The following is a 22,576-nucleotide window of genomic DNA, read 5'->3' as shown; positions in this document are numbered from 1 at the left end:
GTCATACATAACGTATAAGTTCATTTAAATATTATAACATCTTGGTTAACAATTAAATATAATTCTAACAGAATTTAATTTGGTACGCTTATTCACCAAATTTATAACAACTTCCTCAGTTCAATGTAGAGACTCCCCACTATTATGAATACTCTCAGCTTGTTCGAAATGCATGTTAAGCTTACAGCAATGCTCGCATAGATCTACCTACCTTCCATTAATAACGTTTGTTTGAAATGAAGTTTGGATATTATCAATCCGTAATTTGATAAAGAAAATCACTTGGCTTAAGAAACACATAACAATATGAATTCCATGATTCAAAGCACTAAGATTGTCAACAATGAAGGGATGATTATAAGGAGTCGTTCCCAGACTATGGACATAAAAAAAAGAGCTGATCCTAAGGAAGGATCAGCTCTAAAATATTATAATACTATTTACAGAATCTGCTAATATCTTTTCAGACTATTTATACTGTACGCACCAACGATAGTTTTGGAAAATAAGATTTCAACAATTCGAAGCCTCCAAACATGGCAGCACTATATAATAGAGTACCTGCAAGAAAGTTTTTCTCAAATGGTATTGCCATTACAAGGCATTCTAAAAAGCCTGCTGGACTTTGCGCATATACCGGATTGTTTATCCATACACCAATATCTGTTACTACCCAATGTATAAGAACAGTTGCAAACGCTGATAAAAGAATACTGGTTGGTTTTACACGTTGAATGGTTCTGCCCAATAGAACAATTAAGGCGAAACTTAAATATACCCAAAAAATCCCTTCGTAAAGAAGCGTGAACTCTCCGAAATAACCATAGTTAATAAAAGCATCAGAAACTAATAGAATCAATAAAGGAAGAAGAAATGCCTGATATTTATTCTTGATATAAGCACCTCCAAAAAGAGCAATTGCTCCAACCGGGGTGAAATTAGCTAGTTCTCCAAACCTATCAGGACTCAATCCACGCAAAGCTGCAAAACCAATGATGATAAATAAGATAATCCAAGTTCTAATATTAATTTTCTCGAGCGACATAATTGTATTTTATTTTTTTATGCGTAAAGATAACAAAAATATAAATTAGGGTGAATTTAAAGTCTATTAATAAAGGCATTCTTTAAGAGCTTATCTATTATCTTTGCTTCATGATAGAAATTTTTACTGATGGAGCTTCAAGTGGAAATCCGGGACCTGGTGGTTATGGCGCAATTTTAAGGAAAGGACAACACTATAAGGAAATTTCAGAAGGTTTTAGAAAAACTACCAATAATCGCATGGAGCTTTTAGCAGTAATTGTTGCTCTGGAATCTATTAAAATTCCGAATCAACAAATAATGATTTACTCGGATTCAAAGTATATAATTGATGCTGTGGAAAAGAAATGGTTGTATGGGTGGATAAAAAAGGGATTCGCGGGGAAAAAGAATAAAGATCTATGGTTAAGATTCTATGCCATATATAAACAACATCAGGTAAGCTTTACTTGGGTTAAAGGTCATGCCGGACATTTAGAAAATGAACGTTGTGATGAATTAGCAGTACAGGCATCTAAAGACCAATTGAATTGGAAAGTAGATACTGTTTTTGAAATGGAGCAAAGCAAGCTCTTATAACAAGCTCGTTTGCTCCATTATAATTATCGAATTTTATATTTCATCACTATAAACATAGCGAATCTCTTCACGTAAATTATAGCGGGAAGCCATTACCTCTCCATAGGCACCAGCCGTACGGATAGCCATTAAATCATTCCTGCTTGTTTCAGGTAAAACAACTTCTTTGGCAAAACAGTCTGTACTTTCACAGATAGGTCCAACAATATCATAGTTAGCAGTCACAGATTCGTTGGTTTGTGAATCTTTAATTTCTAACTTTTCTATCTTATGATAAGCTTGATATAATGCCGGACGCATTAGTTCAGTCATTCCTGCATCCAGGATTAAGAAATTCTTCTTTAAGCCGGTCTTCACATATAGAACTCTGCTAATTAAACTTCCACATTGTGCTACAAGTGCTCTACCCAATTCAAAGTGAACTTCCTGATCTTTTCTTCGATCTAAAAACTGATCAAAAATATTAAAATATGCTTCAAAGTCTGAAATGCTATTTTGATCAGGGTTATGATAATCAACACCAAGCCCCCCTCCTACATTCAATACCTTTAAATAATAATCCCGCTCCTCAAACCAAGTGTTTAATTCGTTAATTTTAACACACAAACTTTTGAAAACATTGAGATCTGTAATTTGAGAACCAACGTGGAAATGAATTCCAATCAGTTCTATATTATTTAAGGCCTTTAGTTCTTTAATACAAGAATCTAACTCCCAAATCTTTATACCGAATTTATTTTCCTCTAAGCCGGTAGTTATGTAATGATGCGTTTGTGCATCAACGTTTGGATTAATCCGCAATGCAATACGAGCTTTCTTACCTCTAGCTTGTGCTAATTCATTTATTACTCCTAATTCCTGAATAGACTCAACATTAAAAGCAAAGATATCATTATCAAGAGCTGCTATAATTTCTTTATCTGATTTACCTACGCCAGCAAAAACAATTTTGCTCGCATCAAATCCAATTTCAACAGCTTTTAAAACCTCATTACCACTTACACAGTCAGCTCCAAAACCAACATCACATATTGATTTCAATACCCTATCATTAAAATTAGCTTTTAACGCATAGTGAACATGAAATCCATGTTTATCGGCTTCCTTCTTAGCAGTTTGAAGAGTATCTTCTAATAAAGATATATTGTAATAATAAAACGGAGTTTCTTTATTCTGAAATTCCTTTACTAAATGATCGTTAAACATACCTGATACTATACCTTAAAATAAACGATTATGCAATGATTTGAGCGCTTCAACTTTATCTGCTGTATTTACAAGAAGAGATATATTATATTCACTTCCTCCATATGATATCATTCGAACAGGCAAATGTTTTACTGCATCCAAAACTCGTGAAGTATAACCGTGTGTACTTGAACTAAAATCGCCTACTACACATATAATCGTTTGATCATAATCAAGTTCTACCTCACCGAAATCCTCTAGTTCCTTTTTAATATCTTCCAGGTGTTTGGTTTCATCTATTGTTAATGAGATAGCCACCTCTGACGTTGTAATCATGTCAATCGGTGTTTTGTAGCGTTCGAAAATCTCAAAAACTCTACGTAAAAATCCGTAAGCTAACAACATCCTTGAAGAATGGATATTAATAGCAGTAATTCCATCTTTAGCTGCAATAGCTCGTACTCCACCTTTTATAGTACCTTCAGCACTAATTGTAGTTCCTGGTGCCGATGGATCCAATGTATCTAAAATCTTTACAGGAACATTATAACGCTGTGCTGGAAAAACACTTTGAGGATGTAAAATTTTTGCTCCAAAATAGGCTAACTCTGCAGCCTCGTTAAAGCTAATATGTTCAATGGGCTTCGTTCCATTAACAACTCGAGGATCATTATTATGCATACCATCGATGTCAGTCCAGATTTGAACTTCATCAGCTTGAATTGCCGCACCGATTAAAGATGCAGTATAATCACTTCCCCCTCTACGTAAGTTATCTATCTCTCCGAATGAATTTCTACAAATGAAACCTTGCGTAATGAACAACTGACACTCTTCATCTTTATCCAGCAATTCTTGAAGATTCTCCCTAATAAAATCAATATCAGGTTCATTATCTTCATCTATTTTCATAAAATCAAGCGCAGGTAATAGGCGTGATTTAACACCTATTTCTGTTAAATAGAAATAAAATAAAGTAGTAGATAGTAATTCACCCTGGGCAAGAATAACCTTCTCCTCAATGTGGGTAGATTGTTGTCCCGAAAAAGAATTTATAAGCTTAAAATGATAGTCAATTAATTCCTTTCCATTCTCCAACCCTTCCTTCGTTGTAAATAATTCCTGAATAAAAGCATCATACTTTGATCTCAATTCTTTTATTATTGAGTCAGCAACTTCCTTTTTATCTTGCTGAAAGGCTGAACTGATTTCAACTAAAGCATTTGTAGTACCTGAAACGGCTGATAAAACGATGATTTGTCTATTATCTGATTTTGCAATCTGATATAGTGCTTTCATTCTTTCGGCAGTCGCTAAGGATGTTCCCCCGAATTTTAGGATTCTCATTGGATATAAATATTAAAGGCCAGCTTATATGAAGCTTATTAAGACAAGCCATTTTACCAAGTTCAGGTTATTTAATATAGAACTTTCTTAATTAAATAACCTGAACAATTATAATTTTATGAATATTGTTAATTTATGAACCCGCCAGTTTGGCAATAATCAAACTTGCAAGCTCCTCTCCTACACGCTGTTGAGCTTCGTTTGTAGCTGCACCAATGTGTGGAGATAAAGATATTTTAGCATTCGTTAATAGCAAATTATTTGGTTGAGGTTCATTTTCGAACACATCCAAACCTGCGAAAGCAACTTTACCAGAATCTAAGCTATCTAATAAGGCAGTTTCATCAATAATTCCACCTCTTGAAGCATTCACGATACCAACTCCGTTTTTCATCTTCGAGAATTCTTCAGCACCAATCAATGGCTTACCTAAGAAAGGAACATGAAGACTTATAAAATCTGCATTTTGCAATAATTCATCCAAAGGAACCTGTTTAACATTGAATTTTACAGATTGTCCATCAAAGAATGTTAAAGAAACTTCAGTATTAACCGGAAAAGTATCTGCTACTATTACATTCATCCCTAAACTCAATCCCATTTTAGCCGTCTCATGCCCGATACGACCATAACCTATAACTCCTAATGTCTTTCCACGCAATTCCACACCTTTAGCATAAGCCTTTTTTAATCCTGCAAAGTTAGTCTGACCTTCAACAGGCATTTTTCTTTGAGAGTCATATAAAAAGCGTACCCCATTAAATAAGTGAGCAAAAACTAATTCAGCCACAGATATTGACGATGCAGCTGGCGTATTAATTACAGCAATTCCTTTATCACGAGCGTATTGAACATCAATATTGTCCATTCCTACCCCTCCCCTTGCAATGATCTTTAAATTCGGACAAGCGTCAATTAGTTCTTTACGAACTTTTGTTGCGCTACGTACAGTTATAACATCATATTGAGGTAATTTCTCTATTAATTCGTCTTGTGGAATATGAGTAGTATCTACCTGAAAACCTGCATCTTCAAGTAACAATTTACCACGATCATCTATTCCATCATTAGCCAGTATTCTCATTTCTAAATTCTATTTTTTTATTATCTATTATTTTCTTCAAATTCCTGCATTACATCAACCAACAAATGAACACTTGATATTGGCAATGCATTATATAAAGATGCTCTAAATCCACCTACACTTCTATGTCCTTTTAAAGCAACCAAATCTCTCTTTTGCGCAAACGCTAAAAACTCACTTTCCAATTGAGGATTTTCCATCACAAACGCAACGTTCATTCTTGAACGATCTTCTATTGCTGCAGGGCCTCTAAACAACGGATTACGTTCGATTTCATCATATAAAGTGCGAGATTTAACAATATTCTCTCTTTCAATCTCTTCTATTCCACCTTTTGCTCGTAACCACCTAAGATTTAGCATAGCAACATAGATCGAGAATACAGGAGGTGTATTATACATTGATTTTGCATTAATATGCGATTGATAATCGAATATAGAAGGAATGGTTCTTCCGGTCTTTCCAAGCAGATCATTTTTAACAATAGCAATTGTTAGCCCAGCCGGTCCAACATTTTTTTGAGCACCTGCGTATATCAAACCAAATTTTGAAACATCTATCTTACGGCTCATGATGTCAGAAGACATATCACAAACAATAGGAACAGGCGAATTAGGAACCTCAAAAAGTTCCGTTCCAAAAATAGTATTGTTAGATGTATAGTGGAAATAATCCGCGTCAACCGGAATAGAATATTCCTTCGGAATAATTGTATAATTATTGTCTTTACCTGAAGCAACTACCTCTACCGATCCAAAATTTCTTGCTTCTTTTATTGCATAACTAGCCCAACTACCTGTATCAAGGTAAGCACTTTTTCCACCTTCTTTTAATAAATTCATAGGAGCCATTGCAAATTGCTGACGAGCACCGCCTTGTAATAGCAAAATAGAATAATCTTGCGGTACCGAAAGCAAATCACGAATCAAAGATTCTGTTTCGGCCACTACTGCCTCAAATTCTTTGGAGCGATGTGAAATTTCTAAAATAGATAAGCCAGTATCATTAAAGTTAATTACTGCTTCAGAAGCTTGTTTAAAAACCTCTTGAGGCAAAATACATGGTCCAGCACCAAAATTATGTTTCATTCGTTGTAAAATTTAAGTTAAATATCGCGATAAAATTAAATATTAATTTTCATTTTATCATTATTATTAACATAATTTTATGAAATAAACTAAAATATAAATAGATAAATACAAAATATCTAATTTATCAAAGGATTTAATATAGAATATAAAAAAAAACGGAGGATAATCTCCTCCGTTTTCAAATTACGTTATGTAAAACAATTTATATTCGAATATTTGACACTGAGATGTTTTTCAATTCATCAATTGCATCTTCTGGATCCTTCGCTGAAAATATAGCATTTCCTGCAACCAAAACATCTGTTCCAGCTCTAAGAAGTTCACCTGCGTTCCCTAAATTAATACCGCCATCTACTTCAATAAGCAAACTGTCATTCTTGCCAGCTGCCAATGCCTTCAATTGACGAATCTTCTGATAGGTATTCTCAATGAACTGTTGTCCACCAAAGCCCGGATTTACAGACATTATTAAAACAAGATCCAAATCTTCAATCACCTCACTCAACATAGCAACCGGGGTATGCGGATTAAGAGCAACACCAGCTTTACAACCAACATCCTTGATGGCTTGAATTGTACGATGCAAATGAGTACAAGCTTCGAAATGAACGGTGATATTATGAGCACCATAATCTCTAAATTGCTGAAGGTATCTATCTGGTTCAACAATCATTAAATGAACATCAAGAGGCTTCATTGCATACCGGTTAATAGCCGATAAAACAGGGAAGCCAAATGATATATTCGGAACAAATACTCCATCCATAATATCGACATGGAACCAATCAGCATTGCTGCGATTAATCATATCGACATCATCTTTTAGATTAGCAAAATCTGCTGATAAAATAGAAGGAGAGATTAAATGTTTCATATTAATATTGATATTCTTATTTAGAATCGTCTCTTTCCGGTTTCGGAATCAATACTTTTCTAGATAATTTAAATTTACCTTGTTTGTCAATGTCCAGTAACTTAACCTTAATCACATCTCCTACATTAAAGATGCCATCCATGGTTTCTAAACGTTTCCAATCTATTTCAGAGATATGCAGTAAACCGTCTTTTCCTGGCATAATTTCAACAAATGCACCAAAAGGCATAATTGACTTAACCTTACCTTCATAGATTTCACCAATCTCAGGCTTAGCAACAATTGTTCTAATACGGCCAACCGCATCATCAATAGCTGCCTTATTATCAGCAAATACTTGTACTATACCTTTTCCATCTACTTCTTCAATTGAAATAGTAGCACCGGTCTCACGTTGCATCTCTTGAATAATCTTACCACCAGGTCCGATAATAGCACCAATAAATTCTTTATCTATTGAGAAGCTAACAATTCTAGGAGCATGTGGTTTATAATCTTCACGAGGAGTAACCAACGTCTTCTTCATCTCACCCAAAATATGCAAACGAGCTTCTTTTGCCTGATCTAAAGCCTGAGTAAGAACTTCCCATTTCAAACCATTTATTTTCAAATCCATCTGACAAGCAACAATACCTTTTTCAGTACCTGTTACTTTAAAGTCCATATCTCCTAAATGATCCTCATCTCCTAAAATATCGCTTAATACTGCATATTTACCTGTATCCTCATCCATGATTAAACCCATCGCAATTCCAGATACCGGAGCACTGATTTTTATACCTGCATCCATAAGCGCCAATGAACCAGCACAAACAGTAGCCATAGATGATGAACCATTTGATTCTAGGATATCTGAAACGACTCTAATTGTATATGGATTCTCATCACCGGTCGGTAAAACTTGTCTCAACGAACGCATCGCTAAATTACCATGACCAACTTCTCTACGGCCCGGACCTCTATTAGGACGAACTTCGCCTACTGAGAATGATGGGAAATTGTAATGCAATATAAATTTATTGTATCCATGAATAAACGCACCGTCTATCATTTGCTCTGAATCCTTCGCTCCTAATGTAACAGAAGTTAATGATTGAGTTTCTCCACGTGTAAACACAGCAGACCCGTGAGCAGCAGGTAAATAATTCACTTCGCTCCAAATTGGGCGAACTGTACGAGAATTACGTCCGTCTAAACGAATTCCTTCATTCAGAACTAAATTACGAACAGCTGCTGATTGCACATCATGAAAATACTTTTTAGTTAAGAAAACAGTATCATCATCCAAATCTTCAGTTAAAAACCCTGAGAGAATTTCTTTAAACTGTGCCGAACGTTCTTGTTTTGGAAGACTTTGCTTAGCTATTTCGTAAACTTTATCATAAGCTGCTGCATAAATAGATTCACGCAATTCAGGATTAGAAGGCTCATGATTATATTCACGTTTTACTTTTTTGCCAACCATCTCTGCAAGATCAAGCTGAGCTTGAACTTGTACTTTAATTGCTTTATGAGCAAAAGCAATAGCCTCAAGCATTTCCTCTTCAGAAATCTCTTTAGACTCTCCTTCAACCATTCCAATATCAGAAGCCGAACCAGCAACAATAAACTCTAACGTTGCACGCTCTAAATCTGATAGAGTCGGGTTAAGAACAAGCTGACCGTCAATCTTAGCAACACGCACTTCAGAAATAGGACCATTAAATGGAATATCTGAAACTGCCAATGCAGCAGAAGCTGCTAAACCAGCTAAAGCATCTGGCATTATATCTTTATCAGCAGATATTAAGCTAATCATAACTTGTGTATCTGCGTGGTAATCTTCTGGAAATAATGGGCGAAGCGCTCTATCTACTAACCGTGAAATTAAAATTTCATAATCAGACAAACGTGCCTCACGACGTAAAAATCCACCTGGTATACGACCAGCTGCAGCATATTTTTCTTGATAATCTACAGATAACGGCAAGAAATCTGTTCCAGGTTTAGCTTCTTTAGCAGAAACAACTGTTGCCAACAACATGGTATCGCCTTGTTTTACTACAACCGAACCATCGGCCTGTTTAGCCAGTTTCCCTGTAGAGATTTCAATCTGGCGACCATCGCCTAAATCGAATGCTGTTTTAAATTCTTTGTAACTCATTTTTGTTTCGATGTAATACGGTTTCATCTTCAAGCCGTATTTTGTTAATATATTTTATTGTGTTTTACAAAAATAAAAAGCCATCTCCGTTTGGGATGGCTTTCTCAAAATTTTCCTGATTTCTATTTAATAATATCTCTCAGTTTTAAGGCTTTGATAATTGCACGGTATCTTTCAATATCTTTTTTATAAAGATAAGCTAATAAACCACGGCGTTTACCTACCAATTTTTGAAGTGCTAACTGAGTAGAAAAATCTTTTCTGTTCTTCTTTAAATGCTCAGTTAAATGAGCAATACGATGTGTAAATAAGGCAACTTGTCCTTCTGTAGATCCCGTATTGGTTTCTGATTCTGCGAATGTTTTAAAAATATCCGCTTTGTACTCTTTACTTAAATACATTACCTGAATAATATTAAAGTGTAATTAATTAATTTTATGCAAAAATAAGGTATATATCTTATATTACAATGAATTGGATTATAATTTTTTAATTTAACGACATGAAGATCTATTCCCGTTTTAAAACTTCCTACAAAGTCAGGCCCGATGACATCGATATGTTTCAACATGTTCATAATAGTCGCTACTTCGATTATGTAATGGCTGCTCGTTATGATCAAATGCATGAATGCTATGGCATGAGCATGGAAGAATTTATGAATAACGGTTACGGATGGGTAGTTCGAACTGCTCATATCGATTATAAGCGAGCATTAACAATGGGTCAGGAATTTACGGTCGAAACAGGAATCGAAAGTATAAACTCAAAAGGATGCAGAGTTAACTTCGAAATACAAATCACTAAAACAAGAAAAACAGCGTGCGACGGCTGGTTTGATTATACACTAATTGACCTCAAAACCGGAAAATCAGTCCCCGTAACCCAAGAAATGATTAATAAATATTCAATTTAATTTTAATCAATAGAATAAGTAGTCCCTTCCAACGCTAAAAAAGAATTCTGAAAAACACTCCTGCATTCATCAACCATAGGTTCCAAGTTTCTGTAGCGAGCTGAAAAATGACCGATAAGCAATTTCTTTGCTAATACCTTTTCAGCAATTATACCTGCTTGCAAAGCTGTTGTATGATATGTTTCCGCAGCCCGCAACAAGAGATCATTTAAAAACGTAGCTTCATGATATAATAAACTTACACCCTTGATAGAATCATGGTATTTACCAGAATCCAATGTATCAGAGCAAAATGCATAGCTACGCGTCGAAGGTGGCGGATAAGTAAACTCTGAAGACTTATAAACCTTTCCATCATCTGAGACACAGTCAATCCCTTGCTTTAAAAGTGATAAACATTCAGTAGGAACAGCGTGAGCTTTTACTGCCTGTATATTAATTTTAGCCAATCGCGGTCTTTCATCAAAACGAAAACCAGTACATGGAATACGATGATCAAGCGGAAAGCTTCGAACGCTAACATCTTCATTCTCTAAAATTACTTGCTCCTCAAAAGGTTGAACAGCATTAAATATTAGGGGGTATCGTAATTTAGTATCAGAATAACGCAAATGAAGATCTATGATCTCCTTTAATTCCGGAGGTCCAAACAACGTTAATTCTTCTTTGCGCCCAATTAAATGCATAGAAGATATCAAACCAATCAGGCCTAAATAATGATCTCCATGTAAATGGCTAATGAAAATATACTTAATTCTGGATGACTTGATATTATACTTAAGCAACTGGTGCTGTGTACCTTCACCACAATCAATTAAATATAGCTTCTCATTTATATTTAATACCTGAGATGTTTGGTTACGCCCGTATGCGGGCGTGGCTGAATTACTACCTAATATCGTTAATTCAAATGTCATCCTTCTTCTGATGCCGAAGACCCTCTAAATTCTTTTTCCAACTCTTCCATAAAAACAATATCCTCTGCTTCTTGAATTGTAGGTACCGACACTAACACGTCATCCAGTTTACAAATATCAATCAGTTGAGTAATCGCAGGATTTGCATGTGCAAGAATGAAAATCCCGCCCATCGCTTTACACATTCTATGAGCCATTAATGCAGAGCGTAAACCTGATGAATCAACTTCGTCTACTTCAGAGAGGTCCAAAACAATATTTCTTTGCCCATCTGTATTAATTCGAATAAACTCCGATTTAACCTGTGGTGCAGCACTCCCATCCAATACTTTTTCATGTGGTTTTAAAACCACATAACGCTCATGCCTATCAATTGTAAATTTCATGTTGCTCCTTATTTCTATTTTATATCTTCCAATTTATTTATCGCTCTTACTATATTCTGCTCCACTCTCTCATTAATATTTTCAGAATGTGGATAGTCAAATTTCTCACCAACTATATGTTCATATAATTCGATATACCGTTCCGAAATAGATTGAACTACCTCATCAGTCATTAAAGGCACACTCTGCCCGTCTTTTCCCTGAAATCCATTTTCAATTAACCATTTACGAACAAACTCCTTGGATAATTGTCTTTGCGGGTCTCCACTCTCTTGCAAACTATCATAAGAATCTGCATAAAAATACCTGGAGGAATCCGGTGTATGAATCTCATCCATCAAATATATCTGATCTTCTATCTTCCCAAATTCATACTTTGTGTCTACTAATATCAATCCACGCTCTGCTGCAATCTCAGTCCCTCTCTTGTATAAAGCCTTTGTATATTTTACTAATTTAGTATAATCTTCCTTACTTACAATTCCCTGCTCCAATATTTCTTTCTCAGAGATATCCTCATCATGCCCTACCGAAGCTTTTGTTGTGGGAGTAATAATAGGCTCCGGTAACTTATCATTTTCACTCAACCCATCCGGAAGTTTTTCTCCACATACTTCTCTTTTTCCTAATTGGTACTCTCGCCATGCATGTCCAGAAAGGTAACCTCTGATTACCATCTCTACTTTAAAGGGCATGCAAATACGCCCGATACTCACATTTGGATCAGGCACATCAATCAGCCAATTTGGAATAATATCTTCTGTTGCTTTTAATGCTTTTGCAGCAATTAAATTCAAAACTTGCCCTTTATATGGAATAGCACGTGGCAGTACGACATCAAATGCCGAAATTCGATCGCTAACAACCATTGCCAGGTATTTATTATCGATGGTATATACATCCCTTACTTTCCCTTTATAAAAGGCTGTTTGACGTGGGAAATTAAAACCGGTTTCTTTTAAAGCGTTCATCCTATTTTGTTAAATATCCCCGTATGCAGATAATATACTTTTAACTAGTTTATGCCGTACCACATCACTTCCACTTAAATAAATAACATCAATACCTTCAATATTATCCAACAGCTTTATAGCAGTATTTAATCCTGATTGTTGTTTTTTTGGCAAATCTATCTGAGTAACATCTCCCGTGATAATAAATTTGGCCGTTGGTCCCATCCTTGTTAAAAACATCTTCATCTGCATATCCGTTGCATTTTGCGCTTCATCTAAAATAACAAAGCAATTGTCCAATGTTCTTCCCCTCATAAATGCCAGTGGTGCAACTTCAATCACCCTGTTCTCCAACATGTATTTAAGTTTCTCTGCAGGAATCATATCATCCAAGGCATCATAGAGAGGTCTTAAATACGGATCTACCTTTTCTTTTAAATCCCCAGGCAAGAAACCAAGATTTTCTCCAGCTTCAACCGCCGGACGAGTTAGAATAATTCTTTTAATTTCCTTATTTCTAAGAGCTCTGACAGCCAATGCTACAGCTGTGTAAGTTTTACCCGTTCCTGCTGGTCCAATAGCAAAAATAATATCATTCTTCTGGATACTATCAACCATCTTTCTCTGGTTGGGTGTCCTTGCTTTAATAACCACACCGTTGGGACCAAAAACAATCGGCTCTCCTCCTCCGGGCGCAACTAACTCTTTACTTTTTACCGAACTCTTCTCTACTTCTTTTACAGAATTTTTAGAATCATAAATCGTCTCGATGTCTCTTTCAGTAAGATTATTATACTTTTCAACATGAGCCACTACAGCATCGAAATACAATCTAAATTCTTCAAGTTCCTTAGCATCTCCCAAGATAGTAAGATTGGTACCTCGCGCAACCATCTTTATTTTTGGAAAATATTTCCTTATTAATTTGAAATATTCATTTTCCGGACCCCATAGTATTTGTGGGTCAATTTGTTCTAGATTAATTTTTACTTCACTCAAATTAATGTTTTTAGAAGGCTAAATTATATGTAATAAATTTGAATCTTTGCAGATCAAATTCCTTACGCAAGATTACTAATAATGGAGCATAAAAAAAAGCAAAATAATTCTGCTTATGTTTGCAAAAATGAGTTAAAACCAAATTTGGATTTGAGGAGACGTTTTTAATGATGGGTATAATTACTTTAACTACTGATTTAGGACACAAGGACTTCTATCAAGCTGCATTAAAAGGAAGCATCTTGACGCTACATCCTACCGTAAGGATCATTGATATATCTCATGATATTGCACCATTTGATTTGCAACAAGCTGCCTTTATTTTAAAAAACTCCTACCCTTATTTTCCTAAAAAGACAGTCCATTTAATTGGTATCGATTCAGTTTACAATGAGAATACTAAATATTTGGCGCTGAAATATAATGGGTATTATTTTATTGGTGCAGACAACGGAATCTTCTCATTAATTTTTGAAAATCAACCAGAAGAAATCGTAGAACTATCCATTATTCAAGATTTAAAGTTTCTTCATTTTCCACTCACTGATATCTTTGCAAAAGCTGCCTGTCATTTAGCAAAAGGAGGCAAACTATCAGAGATTGGCGAGCCAGTTACAGAACTGGTTCAACGTCGTGTTTTTGAACCTATTGTAGAACCTGATGCGATTCAGGGAAGTGTAATTTATATTGATTCATTTCAAAACGTTATTACCAATATTCATAAAGAATTATTTACAAAAGTTCAAAAAGAACGCCCTTTCACACTTTATTTTAAACGAAACGAAACAATCAATCAGTTAAGCTGGCATTATAACGAAGTTCCTGAAGGAGAAAAGCTTTGCCTGTTCGGCATTAGTAATTACCTTGAAATTGCTATCAATAAAGGAAATGCCAGTGGATTATTAGGACTACAAACTGATAATATTGTCAGAATTGAATTCGAAAATAAAAAGTAGAAATGAATTACAAGGTATTTTTCTTTTTTGCAATTGTACTATTAAGCTATCAACCTCTTCTTGCTCAAGATACCTTAGCCTATGAAGTGCAACGTCAACGAGTAAATTCTTTGCTTGAGCAACGCAGTGCTCGCTTCGGACAGTTTGATCAAAGCTTAAAGGCTCGAACTGGCATATTCGGTTTAAAGACAAAAAAAGATATGCAGGCCTCCATTGATATTCTAAAAGAGATTGTCAGAACTGATAATAATATATTTAAGGAAACTAAAGTATTATTAGATTATAAAGACATGGAGAAAACCTTTATTTCCTCCGAAGCACAACAATCCACCAAGCGTATCAATGGCTATATTAGTACCATCAGCAAACTTGAAAAGAAACAAGAAGAACAATTGCTAAAAATCCAGCAACTTCAACAAACATCAAGTCGTTACCTGGTTGTTTCTCTTTTCAGTATTCTTCTCGTAATTGTACTTGTTCTTTTTCTAATAAAAAACAGAAAACGCTCATAGTGAAAAACCTCGGAGAAATTTTATTTAGAAAGCGAAGTATTTCTTAAACTTTACACAATAAAACCTCTGACTTTCAGAGGTTTTATTGTGTAAAGTTTAAGAAGATTATAAGAACTATTAGATGCTAGAACTTAAAGGTAACCCCTGCATTTAATACAGATACTCCATAACCCAGCTCAGCATAGGCACCTACGTTTTCACCGAAGTACCACCGTCCACCTAGAAAACCCGAAAGACCCAAACCGCTTCCATAACTATTCCCTAAAGAGCCATCATCTCCATCAGAAGAGTATTTAACAATATTATAACCAAGCATAGCTCCACCATAAACATCAAGTTTTGGAGCATTCGTAAAACCATTATAATGATAGGCACCTCTCGCACCTATAATGGTATAATTCCATTTAGCAGTATAACCCAGATAATTATATTTATAACCGGTATTACCTATATAACCACCAAGACTGATCACGCCCGGGCCGCCGATATCCCACATCCCATGATCAACAGATACTGAGATAGCAGGACGCGCCTTACCTAATCCACCTAAAGAAGTTCCTAACCCTATACCAGCATTTGCCATAGTTGTTCCATTTTGAAATTGCTGTGCATAGACAGCTCCCGTGATAAAAATCACCAAGACGGTAAAAATTGCTTTTTTCATAATTTATATACTTATTTAGTTAAACAAAGTAATAAAGTGATGATTCTAATTTTGACATTTACAAACAGCCCCCCCAACTGGAGCCCCATCAACAGTAGCTTCAACATAATGCTTACGGCCAACTATTATTTCTGCTTCCACGGGAACAAGTCCTATCTCCTCAACGTCCCCTCCTACCTTATCTTGTTTCATCACAGTCCCTGATACTTTTATACGTATTCTTTGATCAGAATTCTCTACAAGAGTAAATATTGCATTACCCCATTCGCCCACCTCATCAAAACCATAAAGTGGCAGATAGTCATAATCACCTGTTTCAAATGATGTTGCACCAAAAAAACTCACAGGATAATCTCCAACAGGCGTCTTAGTATTAAAAAAACCATTAGTTGCAATAACGTCCATCACCGACTCCTCACTGGGGTCTGTTTTTGCTTGGGTTATTCTAAATCCAAAACCATCTTCTCCGGATCCCGCTGTAATCACAATTTTGTCTTGGCCAAACTGATTTGGAAGGGTAGTATGTCCATCTATCGTAACTTTATACAAACAATCGTCAGTACCTTCAGGACCGTCAAGGTCAGCTTCTTTTGAACAGGATGTGACAAATAGCGGTATAAAGCATAGGCACATCATTTTTTTAATTGCTTTCATGTTTTTCTTTATTTTAGTTTTAATAATTTCTAACCGGGTCGGCTCGTCAGCCTCTTTCCCCGAATGACGAAAGCAAAGTTAAATCGACAACTTTTTATACAATACCCCCCAAAGGGGGTTTTTATCAGGTATACGTACATTGTATCTTTGTTATATATTATTAGAAATAAGCCAATTAAATAAACAGTATGACGACAAAACATATACATAAGTACATACGGCACGTGTTACGCATCATCTTATGCCTAATTTTGCCAGGACTACCTTTAATCGGCTATGGACAGTCGACAGACTCACTAGAGCAAGTATTAACTTCAGAAAAGCTTACAGAGAATGAAAAAATTGAGTTATATCTGAAGCTGGCAGACAATTACTCGAACTTTAATATGCAGAAATCATTAGATCATGCAAAAGCAGGCCTGGCAATAGCTATACAAACTGAAAATAAGAAAATGGAAGCCCTATTTTATCAAAATATGAGCTTAGCTTATATCAAGGGGTCTGTTTACGATTCAGCAGAAGCTTATTTAGACAAAGCAATGCTAATCGCACAAAAACTCAAAGACACAAAATTAGAAGCAATCATAGATAGGGTTTATGGTAGTTTATATGGCTATCAAAATATGTATGACCTGGCGATGAGCTATTTCAAAGAATCAGCAGCCATACTTGAAAAATTAAATGATAGTTATGAACTATGCCAAGCATATACAGGTATAGGCAGTGTTTATCGAATGTTGAGCAACTACGACCAAGCTCTAATTTATTATACAAAGGCAGAAGAATTAGCAATACAAAGTGGGAATCAGACTAGATTAGCCGACATATATACTGTACTCGGATCTATTTATCGAGGTCAGGAAAAGAGCATGGAAGAAGCCGCGCAACCAATCAAACAGGGATTGAAAATCTATCAGGAAATAGGTAATAAGTATGGAGAAAACCAAGCCTTGGCATCATTAGCAAGTACATATAATTATTATGAAGATTATGATGCGGCTCTACCTATAGCGAAACAATCGTTACAATTAGCCGAAGATGCCGGATTTCCCATTTTTGTAAGTACAAGTGCAACTATTTTGTCCGCAATATATTATTATACAGGTAAATACAACGAAAGTATAGCTGCTGGATTAAAAGTTATACAAGTAGATTCAACGGATACCAATCTTACTAAACATGCTTATATCCATCTTGCATTAGCGTATGGACGACTAGGTAAAATAGACTCTATAGAGCATTATGTAAACCAGTTTTTTACAACCCTCCAAGAACAACATAATGAAACCTTTCATCATACACTTTCTGAAATGGAAGTAAAATACGAAAGCGAAAAGAAGGAACTTCAGATCGATGCCCTGCAAAAGCAACGAAGGCTATATTTATGGCTTGGATTGGCTGGAGGTCTTCTCTTGCTCATTGCATTAGCTCTAGCTGTAATACGCTACCGTCTGGCAGTCAGCCGGCGAAAACTTGCCGAGGAAGAGACTCAACGATTAGAACAGGAAAAACAACTCGTGGCGGTACAAGCTACACTGGATGGCGAAACGGCCGAACGTACCCGACTAGCCAGAGACTTACACGATGGTTTGGGCAGTATGCTGTCTCTGGTAAAGATCAACTTGCCACAAGTGAAAGGCAATGCCGTTCTGGAGGCTGTAGATGTTTCTCGTTTTCAAAAAGCCTTAGGCATGTTGGATGATTCCATACAAGAGCTCCGTCGAGTAGCACACCATATGATGCCCGAATCACTTCTTCGTTGTGGATTGAAGGTTTCTTTATCAGATTTCTGCGCTGCCATCCCGATTGTGCACTTTCATTATTTTGGAGACGAAGCCCGCCTGTCAGACAATCTGGAAATCATGGTCTATCGTTGCATCCATGAACTGGTCAACAACGCACTAAAACATACAGAGTCTACTCAGATCAATGTGCAACTGGTACAGGAAGACAAGCGCATATCATTCACGGTACAGGATAATGGTAAGGGTTTTGACCAACAGAATGTAAAAGAAGGAATGGGTTTACAAAATATCCGCCAGCGGGTGGCTGCTTTTCAGGGTAAAATGGAGATATATTCATCAGGTCAGGGAACGGAAGTACATATAGAGCTAAAACTTACAAAAAATGAACCACATAATTAGGGTAGCCATTGTAGATGACCATAAAATCCTCACAGAAGGATTGCAGGGGCTGATTACCGGGTCAGGGTTAGCCACCGTAGTCAGTGTAACGCATAGTGCATCAGATTGCCGGAACTCCTTAGGCTTTTGTAAACCGGATGTATTGCTTCTAGATGTAAGCTTACCGGATATGAGCGGATTGGATTTCTGCAAGGAAATAAAAACGCAATTTCCGGAAATAAAAATACTAGCTCTAACCACTCACAATGAGTACAGCATTGTAAAGCAGATGCTCGACAACGGTGCTTCCGGTTACCTGATTAAGAATGCTATGACCGAAGAAATATTAGCAGGGATACAAGCAGTCGCAGCTGGCAAGACATTTCTTAGCCATGAAATCGACATTTTAATGAAACGTCCGAAAGAGACACATATATGGCTAAGTCAGCGTGAGCAGGAGTTGCTTAAACTGGTTGCCGAAGGATTAACAAATGGTGAAATTGCCGAACGAATATTTTTAAGTCCTGAAACCATTAAAAGCTATCGAAAAAACCTACTTTTAAAACTGGATGCTAAAAACACAGCCGTTTTGGTCAGAATAGCCTTAGAAAAAAAGCTAATTTAATCGCACCTTGGCAGAATCTTTGTTTCTCTAGCAGAAACATCATTATGAAAAAGTCAATGAGCCTTATAAAAACATCTTTCCCATTCTTAATCGTTTTACTTATATCTTCCCAATTTATTATAGGATGTACTGGTAATTCAGCTCAAAACTCACAGGAAGTATCGCAAGTTGATAGCTCACAAAACACAGCTGTAGACAGTGTTAAGTTGAAGCTATCCGATAGTGATACAATTTTTGTAATTGCCGGAAAGTCATTGGGAAGGTTTGAATTAAAACAAGAAGTAGAGCAAGCTCAATTATTCGATATATTAGGAAAGGCTGACAGCTCAGATGCTGCCATGTGTAAAAGCTGGAACATGTGGCACTTAGATAAAAGATCTCCCAAAAAGGAACTGGATGTTTATGCTGTTTGTGATGCAGATGTAGATATGCGCAAAACCATACAAATTATGCGACTAAGCCATGTCAATTTTATTACAGAAAAAGGAGTCACATCTACAAGCACCCTTGGTGAATTAAAAACAGCTTACCCAAATGCAGAAAGCATTGAGGGTATTGAAACCTCATCTTCTACACAAATTACACTAATCGACGATGTAGCTTCAGGAATTGCTTTTGAAATCAATAACGATCAAGTAACATCCGTCTCTATACATGCCCCCGGCGAAAAAATTATAAACACCTATTTACCATTCTACAAACAAATTAAATAGACTGATAGATATTATGTATTTTTGGAGCCTATTAGATGAATATATATGGCACGCAACGTTTCGAGCACAAAAGAAGAACTTCCAAAACCCAAATTAAACAAAGAGAATCTCAAAAGCGTTAAAAAGCTTTTAAAATATCTGAAACCGTATCAATTCAAGTTTATAGTTGGAATGATATTCCTTTTTCTATCGAGCGTAACCTTACTGGCTTTTCCTGCTCTTTTAGGTGCAATGATAGATGCCGCGCAATCTAAACAAACGTACACCTGGCTTCCTTCAAACATAGCAACCATTGGTTATATCGCATTCATAATTCTATTTGCTCAGGCAATTATATCATTCTTCAGAATCCGCTTATTTGTAGAGGTATCAGAGAAGTCAGTTGCCGATATCCGTCGCGATACCTATTTTAACCTCATCACTCTACCCATGGATTTCTTTTCAAACCGTTGGGTAGGTGAACTAAACAGTCGTCTGTCTGCAGATTTATCACAAATCCAGACTACCATGACCACGACTCTGGCTGAGATGATCCGACAAATCATCACCATGATCGGAGGAATAGCATTCTTAATCATCGTATCACCAAAGCTTACTTTATTAAATCTTGCAGTACTTCCTGTAATGATTATTGCAGCAGTATTTTTCGGAGGCTTTATCCGTAAACTCTCCCGCCAAACACAAGATCAGTTAGCTGAATCGAACACCATTGTTCAGGAAACCTTACAAGGAATTTCTAACGTAAAAGCTTTTGTAAATGAAGCTTTTGAAGCAGGAAGATACAAGAAATCGCTCACTGAAGTAGTGCGTATTGCTATGCGCGGCGCCAATTATCGAGGAGTATTCGTTTCTTTTATCATCTTCTGCATCTTCGGAGCTGTAATCGGAGTAATCTGGTATGGTTCAGTATTGGTATTAAATGGTGAAATGAGCGTTGGCGATTTAACCACCTATATTTTATACTCCATGTTCGTAGCAGGTTCTATGGGCAGCTTTCCTGATTTATATGCCAATGTTCAAAAAGCCGTAGGTGCAAGTGAACGAGTTATTGAGCTATTAGAAGAAAAGCAAGAAGACATTTCAGTCAACCCTATTAATAGTGCAGACAGGAAACGTATTTCCGGAAACTTAAGCTTTGAGCATATAAACTTCTCCTACCCTTCTCGCCTAGAATCTCCTGTATTAAAGGATATTTCTTTCTCTGTTAAGGCAGGTGAAAAGTTAGCAATTGTAGGACCAAGTGGTACAGGAAAATCAACCATAGCCTCATTAATTTTAAGGTTCTACAATCCACAAAGCGGACAATTATTATTCGATGGCAGTCCGGCTGAAAACTATTCATTAACCGATATCCGAAGCCAGATTGCTATTGTTCCGCAAGATGTATTATTATTTGGTGGAACCATCCGCGAAAACATTGCTTATGGAGATTTAAATGCTTCAAAAGAAGAAGTCATTGAAGCTGCAAAAAGAGCTAATGCCCACGACTTCATTACCGGATTTCCCGAAGGTTATGAAACATTGGTCGGTGAACGGGGAGTTAAATTATCTGGCGGTCAGCGTCAAAGAATTGCCATTGCCAGAGCACTTCTCAAAGATCCTGCAATCTTAATTCTCGATGAAGCTACTTCCTCTCTCGATTCAGAATCAGAACGTTTGGTTCAAGAAGCACTTGAAGAACTATTAAAAAACAGAACATCCATCATCATTGCACACCGTTTATCTACCATTCGTCAAGTAGATAAAATCATCGTAATCAGCGAAGGTGAAGTTATAGAAAGCGGAACTCATCAGGAACTTATTCAGCAAGAAGGGGGAATGTATAAGTATCTATCAGAATTACAAACAGAGACCAAACCAATTCATTCTTAAAATGTATTTATAGAATGAAGAAGCTATTTTTTAAAACTTTATTAAAGATCAATAACAGTCTTTTACCCCGATATGCCGGTAAAGACCCTATGGCATTGAATAACTTTCAAAAGCTAGTTCTTGGTTTTCGCTATTGGGTATTAAAAAACGCTTTATAAAGTAGTATTTTCATCATTGTTTAATTCTTCTAAACGAAGTGAAACACGCTTAATAGAATCATTCAGATAATCATCTTCAATTAAACCATCTCTCATCCTTACGATACGATGTGCATGCTGAGCAATGTCTTCCTCGTGCGTAACCAAAATAATGGTGTTTCCTTTAGAGTGAATTTCTTCTAATAAGCCCATTATTTCAATGGATGTTTTAGTATCCAGGTTACCTGTAGGCTCATCGGCCAATATAATCGATGGATTATTAATTAAAGCTCGCGCAACTGCTACCCTTTGTCTTTGACCTCCGGAAAGCTCATTTGGTTTATGATGAACCCGATTTCCCAATCCAACATTCTCAAGTGCAGCTTGTGCTCTTTGAGTCCTAGCCTCTCTACTAACACCGGCATATACCAAAGGTAAAGCAACATTATCAAGAGAAGTAGAACGAGGAAGTAAGTTAAACGTTTGAAACACAAAGCCAATTTCCTTATTTCTTACGTCGGCTAAATCATCCTCTGACATTTCACTAACACGGATATTATTCAACAAATACTCACCACGCGTAGGTGTATCCAAGCATCCCAGAATATTCATTAAAGTCGATTTCCCTGAACCGGAAGGTCCCATCAAAGCTACAAATTCGCCCTTTTTAACTTTCAAAGAAACTGATTTTATCGCATGAATAGTTTCTGCTCCTATAACATACTTCCTACCAATATCTGTAATATCTATAAGTGATTGCTCTGTCATCTCAATTATTTTACTGTTAGATACCTAATTG

24 protein-coding genes are annotated in these 22,576 nt (G+C 36.3%); 9 read left to right on the top strand and 15 right to left on the bottom strand.

Annotated features, from left to right (window positions below; genetic code table 11):
* Positions 1 to 472 precede the first annotated feature (472 nt).
* Positions 473 to 1,045, bottom strand: coding sequence for a DUF6580 family putative transport protein (locus VL047_RS06315; protein WP_325359251.1), 573 nt, complete (start codon positions 1,043 to 1,045; stop codon positions 473 to 475).
* Positions 1,046 to 1,155: 110 nt separating this feature from the next.
* Here VL047_RS06315 and rnhA point away from each other — a divergent pair, with 110 nt between their 5' ends.
* Complete coding sequence (gene rnhA / locus VL047_RS06310) at positions 1,156 to 1,623, top strand: ribonuclease HI (RefSeq protein ID WP_325359250.1); 468 nt, start codon at positions 1,156 to 1,158, stop codon at positions 1,621 to 1,623.
* 33 nt (positions 1,624 to 1,656) lie between these two features.
* On the opposite strand, the gene lysA is transcribed toward rnhA, so the two are convergent.
* From lysA to rpsO, 7 genes are all read right to left on the bottom strand, one after another.
* On the bottom strand, positions 1,657 to 2,829 hold the full coding sequence (gene lysA / locus VL047_RS06305) for a diaminopimelate decarboxylase (RefSeq protein ID WP_325359249.1): 1,173 nt from the start codon (positions 2,827 to 2,829) through the stop codon (positions 1,657 to 1,659).
* Between the two features lie 15 nt (positions 2,830 to 2,844).
* Complete coding sequence (locus VL047_RS06300) at positions 2,845 to 4,158, bottom strand: aspartate kinase (RefSeq protein WP_325359248.1); 1,314 nt, start codon at positions 4,156 to 4,158, stop codon at positions 2,845 to 2,847.
* 133 nt (positions 4,159 to 4,291) lie between these two features.
* Positions 4,292 to 5,242 (bottom strand): D-2-hydroxyacid dehydrogenase, encoded by a 951-nt coding sequence (locus VL047_RS06295; RefSeq protein WP_325359247.1) that lies wholly within the window; start codon positions 5,240 to 5,242, stop codon positions 4,292 to 4,294.
* A 20-nt stretch (positions 5,243 to 5,262) separates the two neighbouring features.
* Positions 5,263 to 6,330 (bottom strand): 3-phosphoserine/phosphohydroxythreonine transaminase, encoded by a 1,068-nt coding sequence (gene serC, locus VL047_RS06290; RefSeq protein ID WP_325359246.1) that lies wholly within the window; start codon positions 6,328 to 6,330, stop codon positions 5,263 to 5,265.
* Positions 6,331 to 6,535: 205 nt separating this feature from the next.
* Complete coding sequence (gene rpe / locus VL047_RS06285; RefSeq protein ID WP_325359245.1) at positions 6,536 to 7,207, bottom strand: ribulose-phosphate 3-epimerase; 672 nt, start codon at positions 7,205 to 7,207, stop codon at positions 6,536 to 6,538.
* A 16-nt stretch (positions 7,208 to 7,223) separates the two neighbouring features.
* On the bottom strand, positions 7,224 to 9,350 hold the full coding sequence (locus tag VL047_RS06280) for a polyribonucleotide nucleotidyltransferase (RefSeq protein WP_325359244.1): 2,127 nt from the start codon (positions 9,348 to 9,350) through the stop codon (positions 7,224 to 7,226).
* 122 nt (positions 9,351 to 9,472) lie between these two features.
* On the bottom strand, positions 9,473 to 9,751 hold the full coding sequence (gene rpsO, locus VL047_RS06275; RefSeq protein ID WP_325359243.1) for a 30S ribosomal protein S15: 279 nt from the start codon (positions 9,749 to 9,751) through the stop codon (positions 9,473 to 9,475).
* Between the two features lie 101 nt (positions 9,752 to 9,852).
* On the opposite strand from rpsO, the gene VL047_RS06270 reads away from it, so the two are divergent.
* Complete coding sequence (locus tag VL047_RS06270) at positions 9,853 to 10,266, top strand: acyl-CoA thioesterase (RefSeq protein WP_325359242.1); 414 nt, start codon at positions 9,853 to 9,855, stop codon at positions 10,264 to 10,266.
* Between the two features lie 2 nt (positions 10,267 to 10,268).
* On the opposite strand, the gene VL047_RS06265 is transcribed toward VL047_RS06270, so the two are convergent.
* Genes VL047_RS06265 through VL047_RS06250 form a run of 4 tightly spaced genes read right to left on the bottom strand, consistent with a single transcriptional unit; the run spans position 10,269 to position 13,521 of the window.
* Complete coding sequence (locus VL047_RS06265) at positions 10,269 to 11,183, bottom strand: ribonuclease Z (protein WP_325359241.1); 915 nt, start codon at positions 11,181 to 11,183, stop codon at positions 10,269 to 10,271.
* Positions 11,180 to 11,569 carry an STAS domain-containing protein gene (locus VL047_RS06260; RefSeq protein ID WP_325359240.1) on the bottom strand — a complete coding sequence of 130 codons (390 nt, stop codon included), beginning with the start codon at positions 11,567 to 11,569 and terminating at the stop codon, positions 11,180 to 11,182. Before VL047_RS06260 ends, VL047_RS06265 begins: the two co-directional genes overlap by 4 nt.
* Before the next feature lie 14 nt (positions 11,570 to 11,583).
* Positions 11,584 to 12,540, bottom strand: a complete 957-nt coding sequence (locus VL047_RS06255) for a phosphoribosylaminoimidazolesuccinocarboxamide synthase (protein WP_325359239.1) — start codon at positions 12,538 to 12,540, stop codon at positions 11,584 to 11,586.
* 9 nt (positions 12,541 to 12,549) lie between these two features.
* Positions 12,550 to 13,521 (bottom strand): PhoH family protein, encoded by a 972-nt coding sequence (locus tag VL047_RS06250; protein WP_325359238.1) that lies wholly within the window; start codon positions 13,519 to 13,521, stop codon positions 12,550 to 12,552.
* A 170-nt stretch (positions 13,522 to 13,691) separates the two neighbouring features.
* Here VL047_RS06250 and VL047_RS06245 point away from each other — a divergent pair, with 170 nt between their 5' ends.
* Both VL047_RS06245 and VL047_RS06240 read left to right on the top strand, forming a co-directional pair.
* The gene (locus VL047_RS06245) at positions 13,692 to 14,477 is read left to right on the top strand and encodes an SAM-dependent chlorinase/fluorinase (RefSeq protein WP_325359548.1); all 786 of its coding nucleotides are present in this window, start codon (positions 13,692 to 13,694) and stop codon (positions 14,475 to 14,477) included.
* 2 nt (positions 14,478 to 14,479) lie between these two features.
* Positions 14,480 to 14,989, top strand: a complete 510-nt coding sequence (locus VL047_RS06240) for a hypothetical protein (protein WP_325359237.1) — start codon at positions 14,480 to 14,482, stop codon at positions 14,987 to 14,989.
* Positions 14,990 to 15,113: 124 nt separating this feature from the next.
* Here VL047_RS06240 and VL047_RS06235 read toward each other — a convergent pair whose 3' ends face one another.
* Positions 15,114 to 15,653 (bottom strand): hypothetical protein, encoded by a 540-nt coding sequence (locus VL047_RS06235; RefSeq protein ID WP_325359236.1) that lies wholly within the window; start codon positions 15,651 to 15,653, stop codon positions 15,114 to 15,116.
* 45 nt (positions 15,654 to 15,698) lie between these two features.
* Entirely contained in the window at positions 15,699 to 16,289 is a 591-nt protein-coding gene (locus tag VL047_RS06230) for a hypothetical protein (RefSeq protein WP_325359235.1), read from the bottom strand.
* Between the two features lie 206 nt (positions 16,290 to 16,495).
* Between VL047_RS06230 and VL047_RS06225 the strand changes: the two genes are divergently transcribed.
* The 5 genes from VL047_RS06225 to VL047_RS06205 are packed head-to-tail and all read left to right on the top strand — an operon-like array spanning position 16,496 to position 21,798.
* Positions 16,496 to 18,451, top strand: a complete 1,956-nt coding sequence (locus tag VL047_RS06225) for a sensor histidine kinase (protein ID WP_325359234.1) — start codon at positions 16,496 to 16,498, stop codon at positions 18,449 to 18,451.
* The gene (locus VL047_RS06220; protein ID WP_325359233.1) at positions 18,435 to 19,055 is read left to right on the top strand and encodes a response regulator transcription factor; all 621 of its coding nucleotides are present in this window, start codon (positions 18,435 to 18,437) and stop codon (positions 19,053 to 19,055) included. Before VL047_RS06225 ends, VL047_RS06220 begins: the two co-directional genes overlap by 17 nt.
* Before the next feature lie 44 nt (positions 19,056 to 19,099).
* Positions 19,100 to 19,768 carry a hypothetical protein gene (locus VL047_RS06215; protein ID WP_325359232.1) on the top strand — a complete coding sequence of 223 codons (669 nt, stop codon included), beginning with the start codon at positions 19,100 to 19,102 and terminating at the stop codon, positions 19,766 to 19,768.
* 45 nt (positions 19,769 to 19,813) lie between these two features.
* Positions 19,814 to 21,640, top strand: coding sequence for an ABC transporter ATP-binding protein (locus tag VL047_RS06210; protein ID WP_325359231.1), 1,827 nt, complete (start codon positions 19,814 to 19,816; stop codon positions 21,638 to 21,640).
* A gap of 14 nt (positions 21,641 to 21,654) precedes the next feature.
* Complete coding sequence (locus VL047_RS06205) at positions 21,655 to 21,798, top strand: hypothetical protein (RefSeq protein WP_325359230.1); 144 nt, start codon at positions 21,655 to 21,657, stop codon at positions 21,796 to 21,798.
* Here the strand turns inward: VL047_RS06205 and VL047_RS06200 are convergent.
* Entirely contained in the window at positions 21,793 to 22,545 is a 753-nt protein-coding gene (locus VL047_RS06200) for an ABC transporter ATP-binding protein (RefSeq protein ID WP_325359229.1), read from the bottom strand. The genes VL047_RS06205 and VL047_RS06200 overlap by 6 nt on opposite strands.
* Between the last annotated feature and the right edge of the window lie 31 nt (positions 22,546 to 22,576).

It is taken from the genome of Albibacterium sp. (genome assembly GCF_035514885.1).
Lineage (GTDB): Bacteria > Bacteroidota > Bacteroidia > Sphingobacteriales > Sphingobacteriaceae > Albibacterium.
This window is presented reverse-complemented; position numbering and strand designations above follow the sequence as displayed.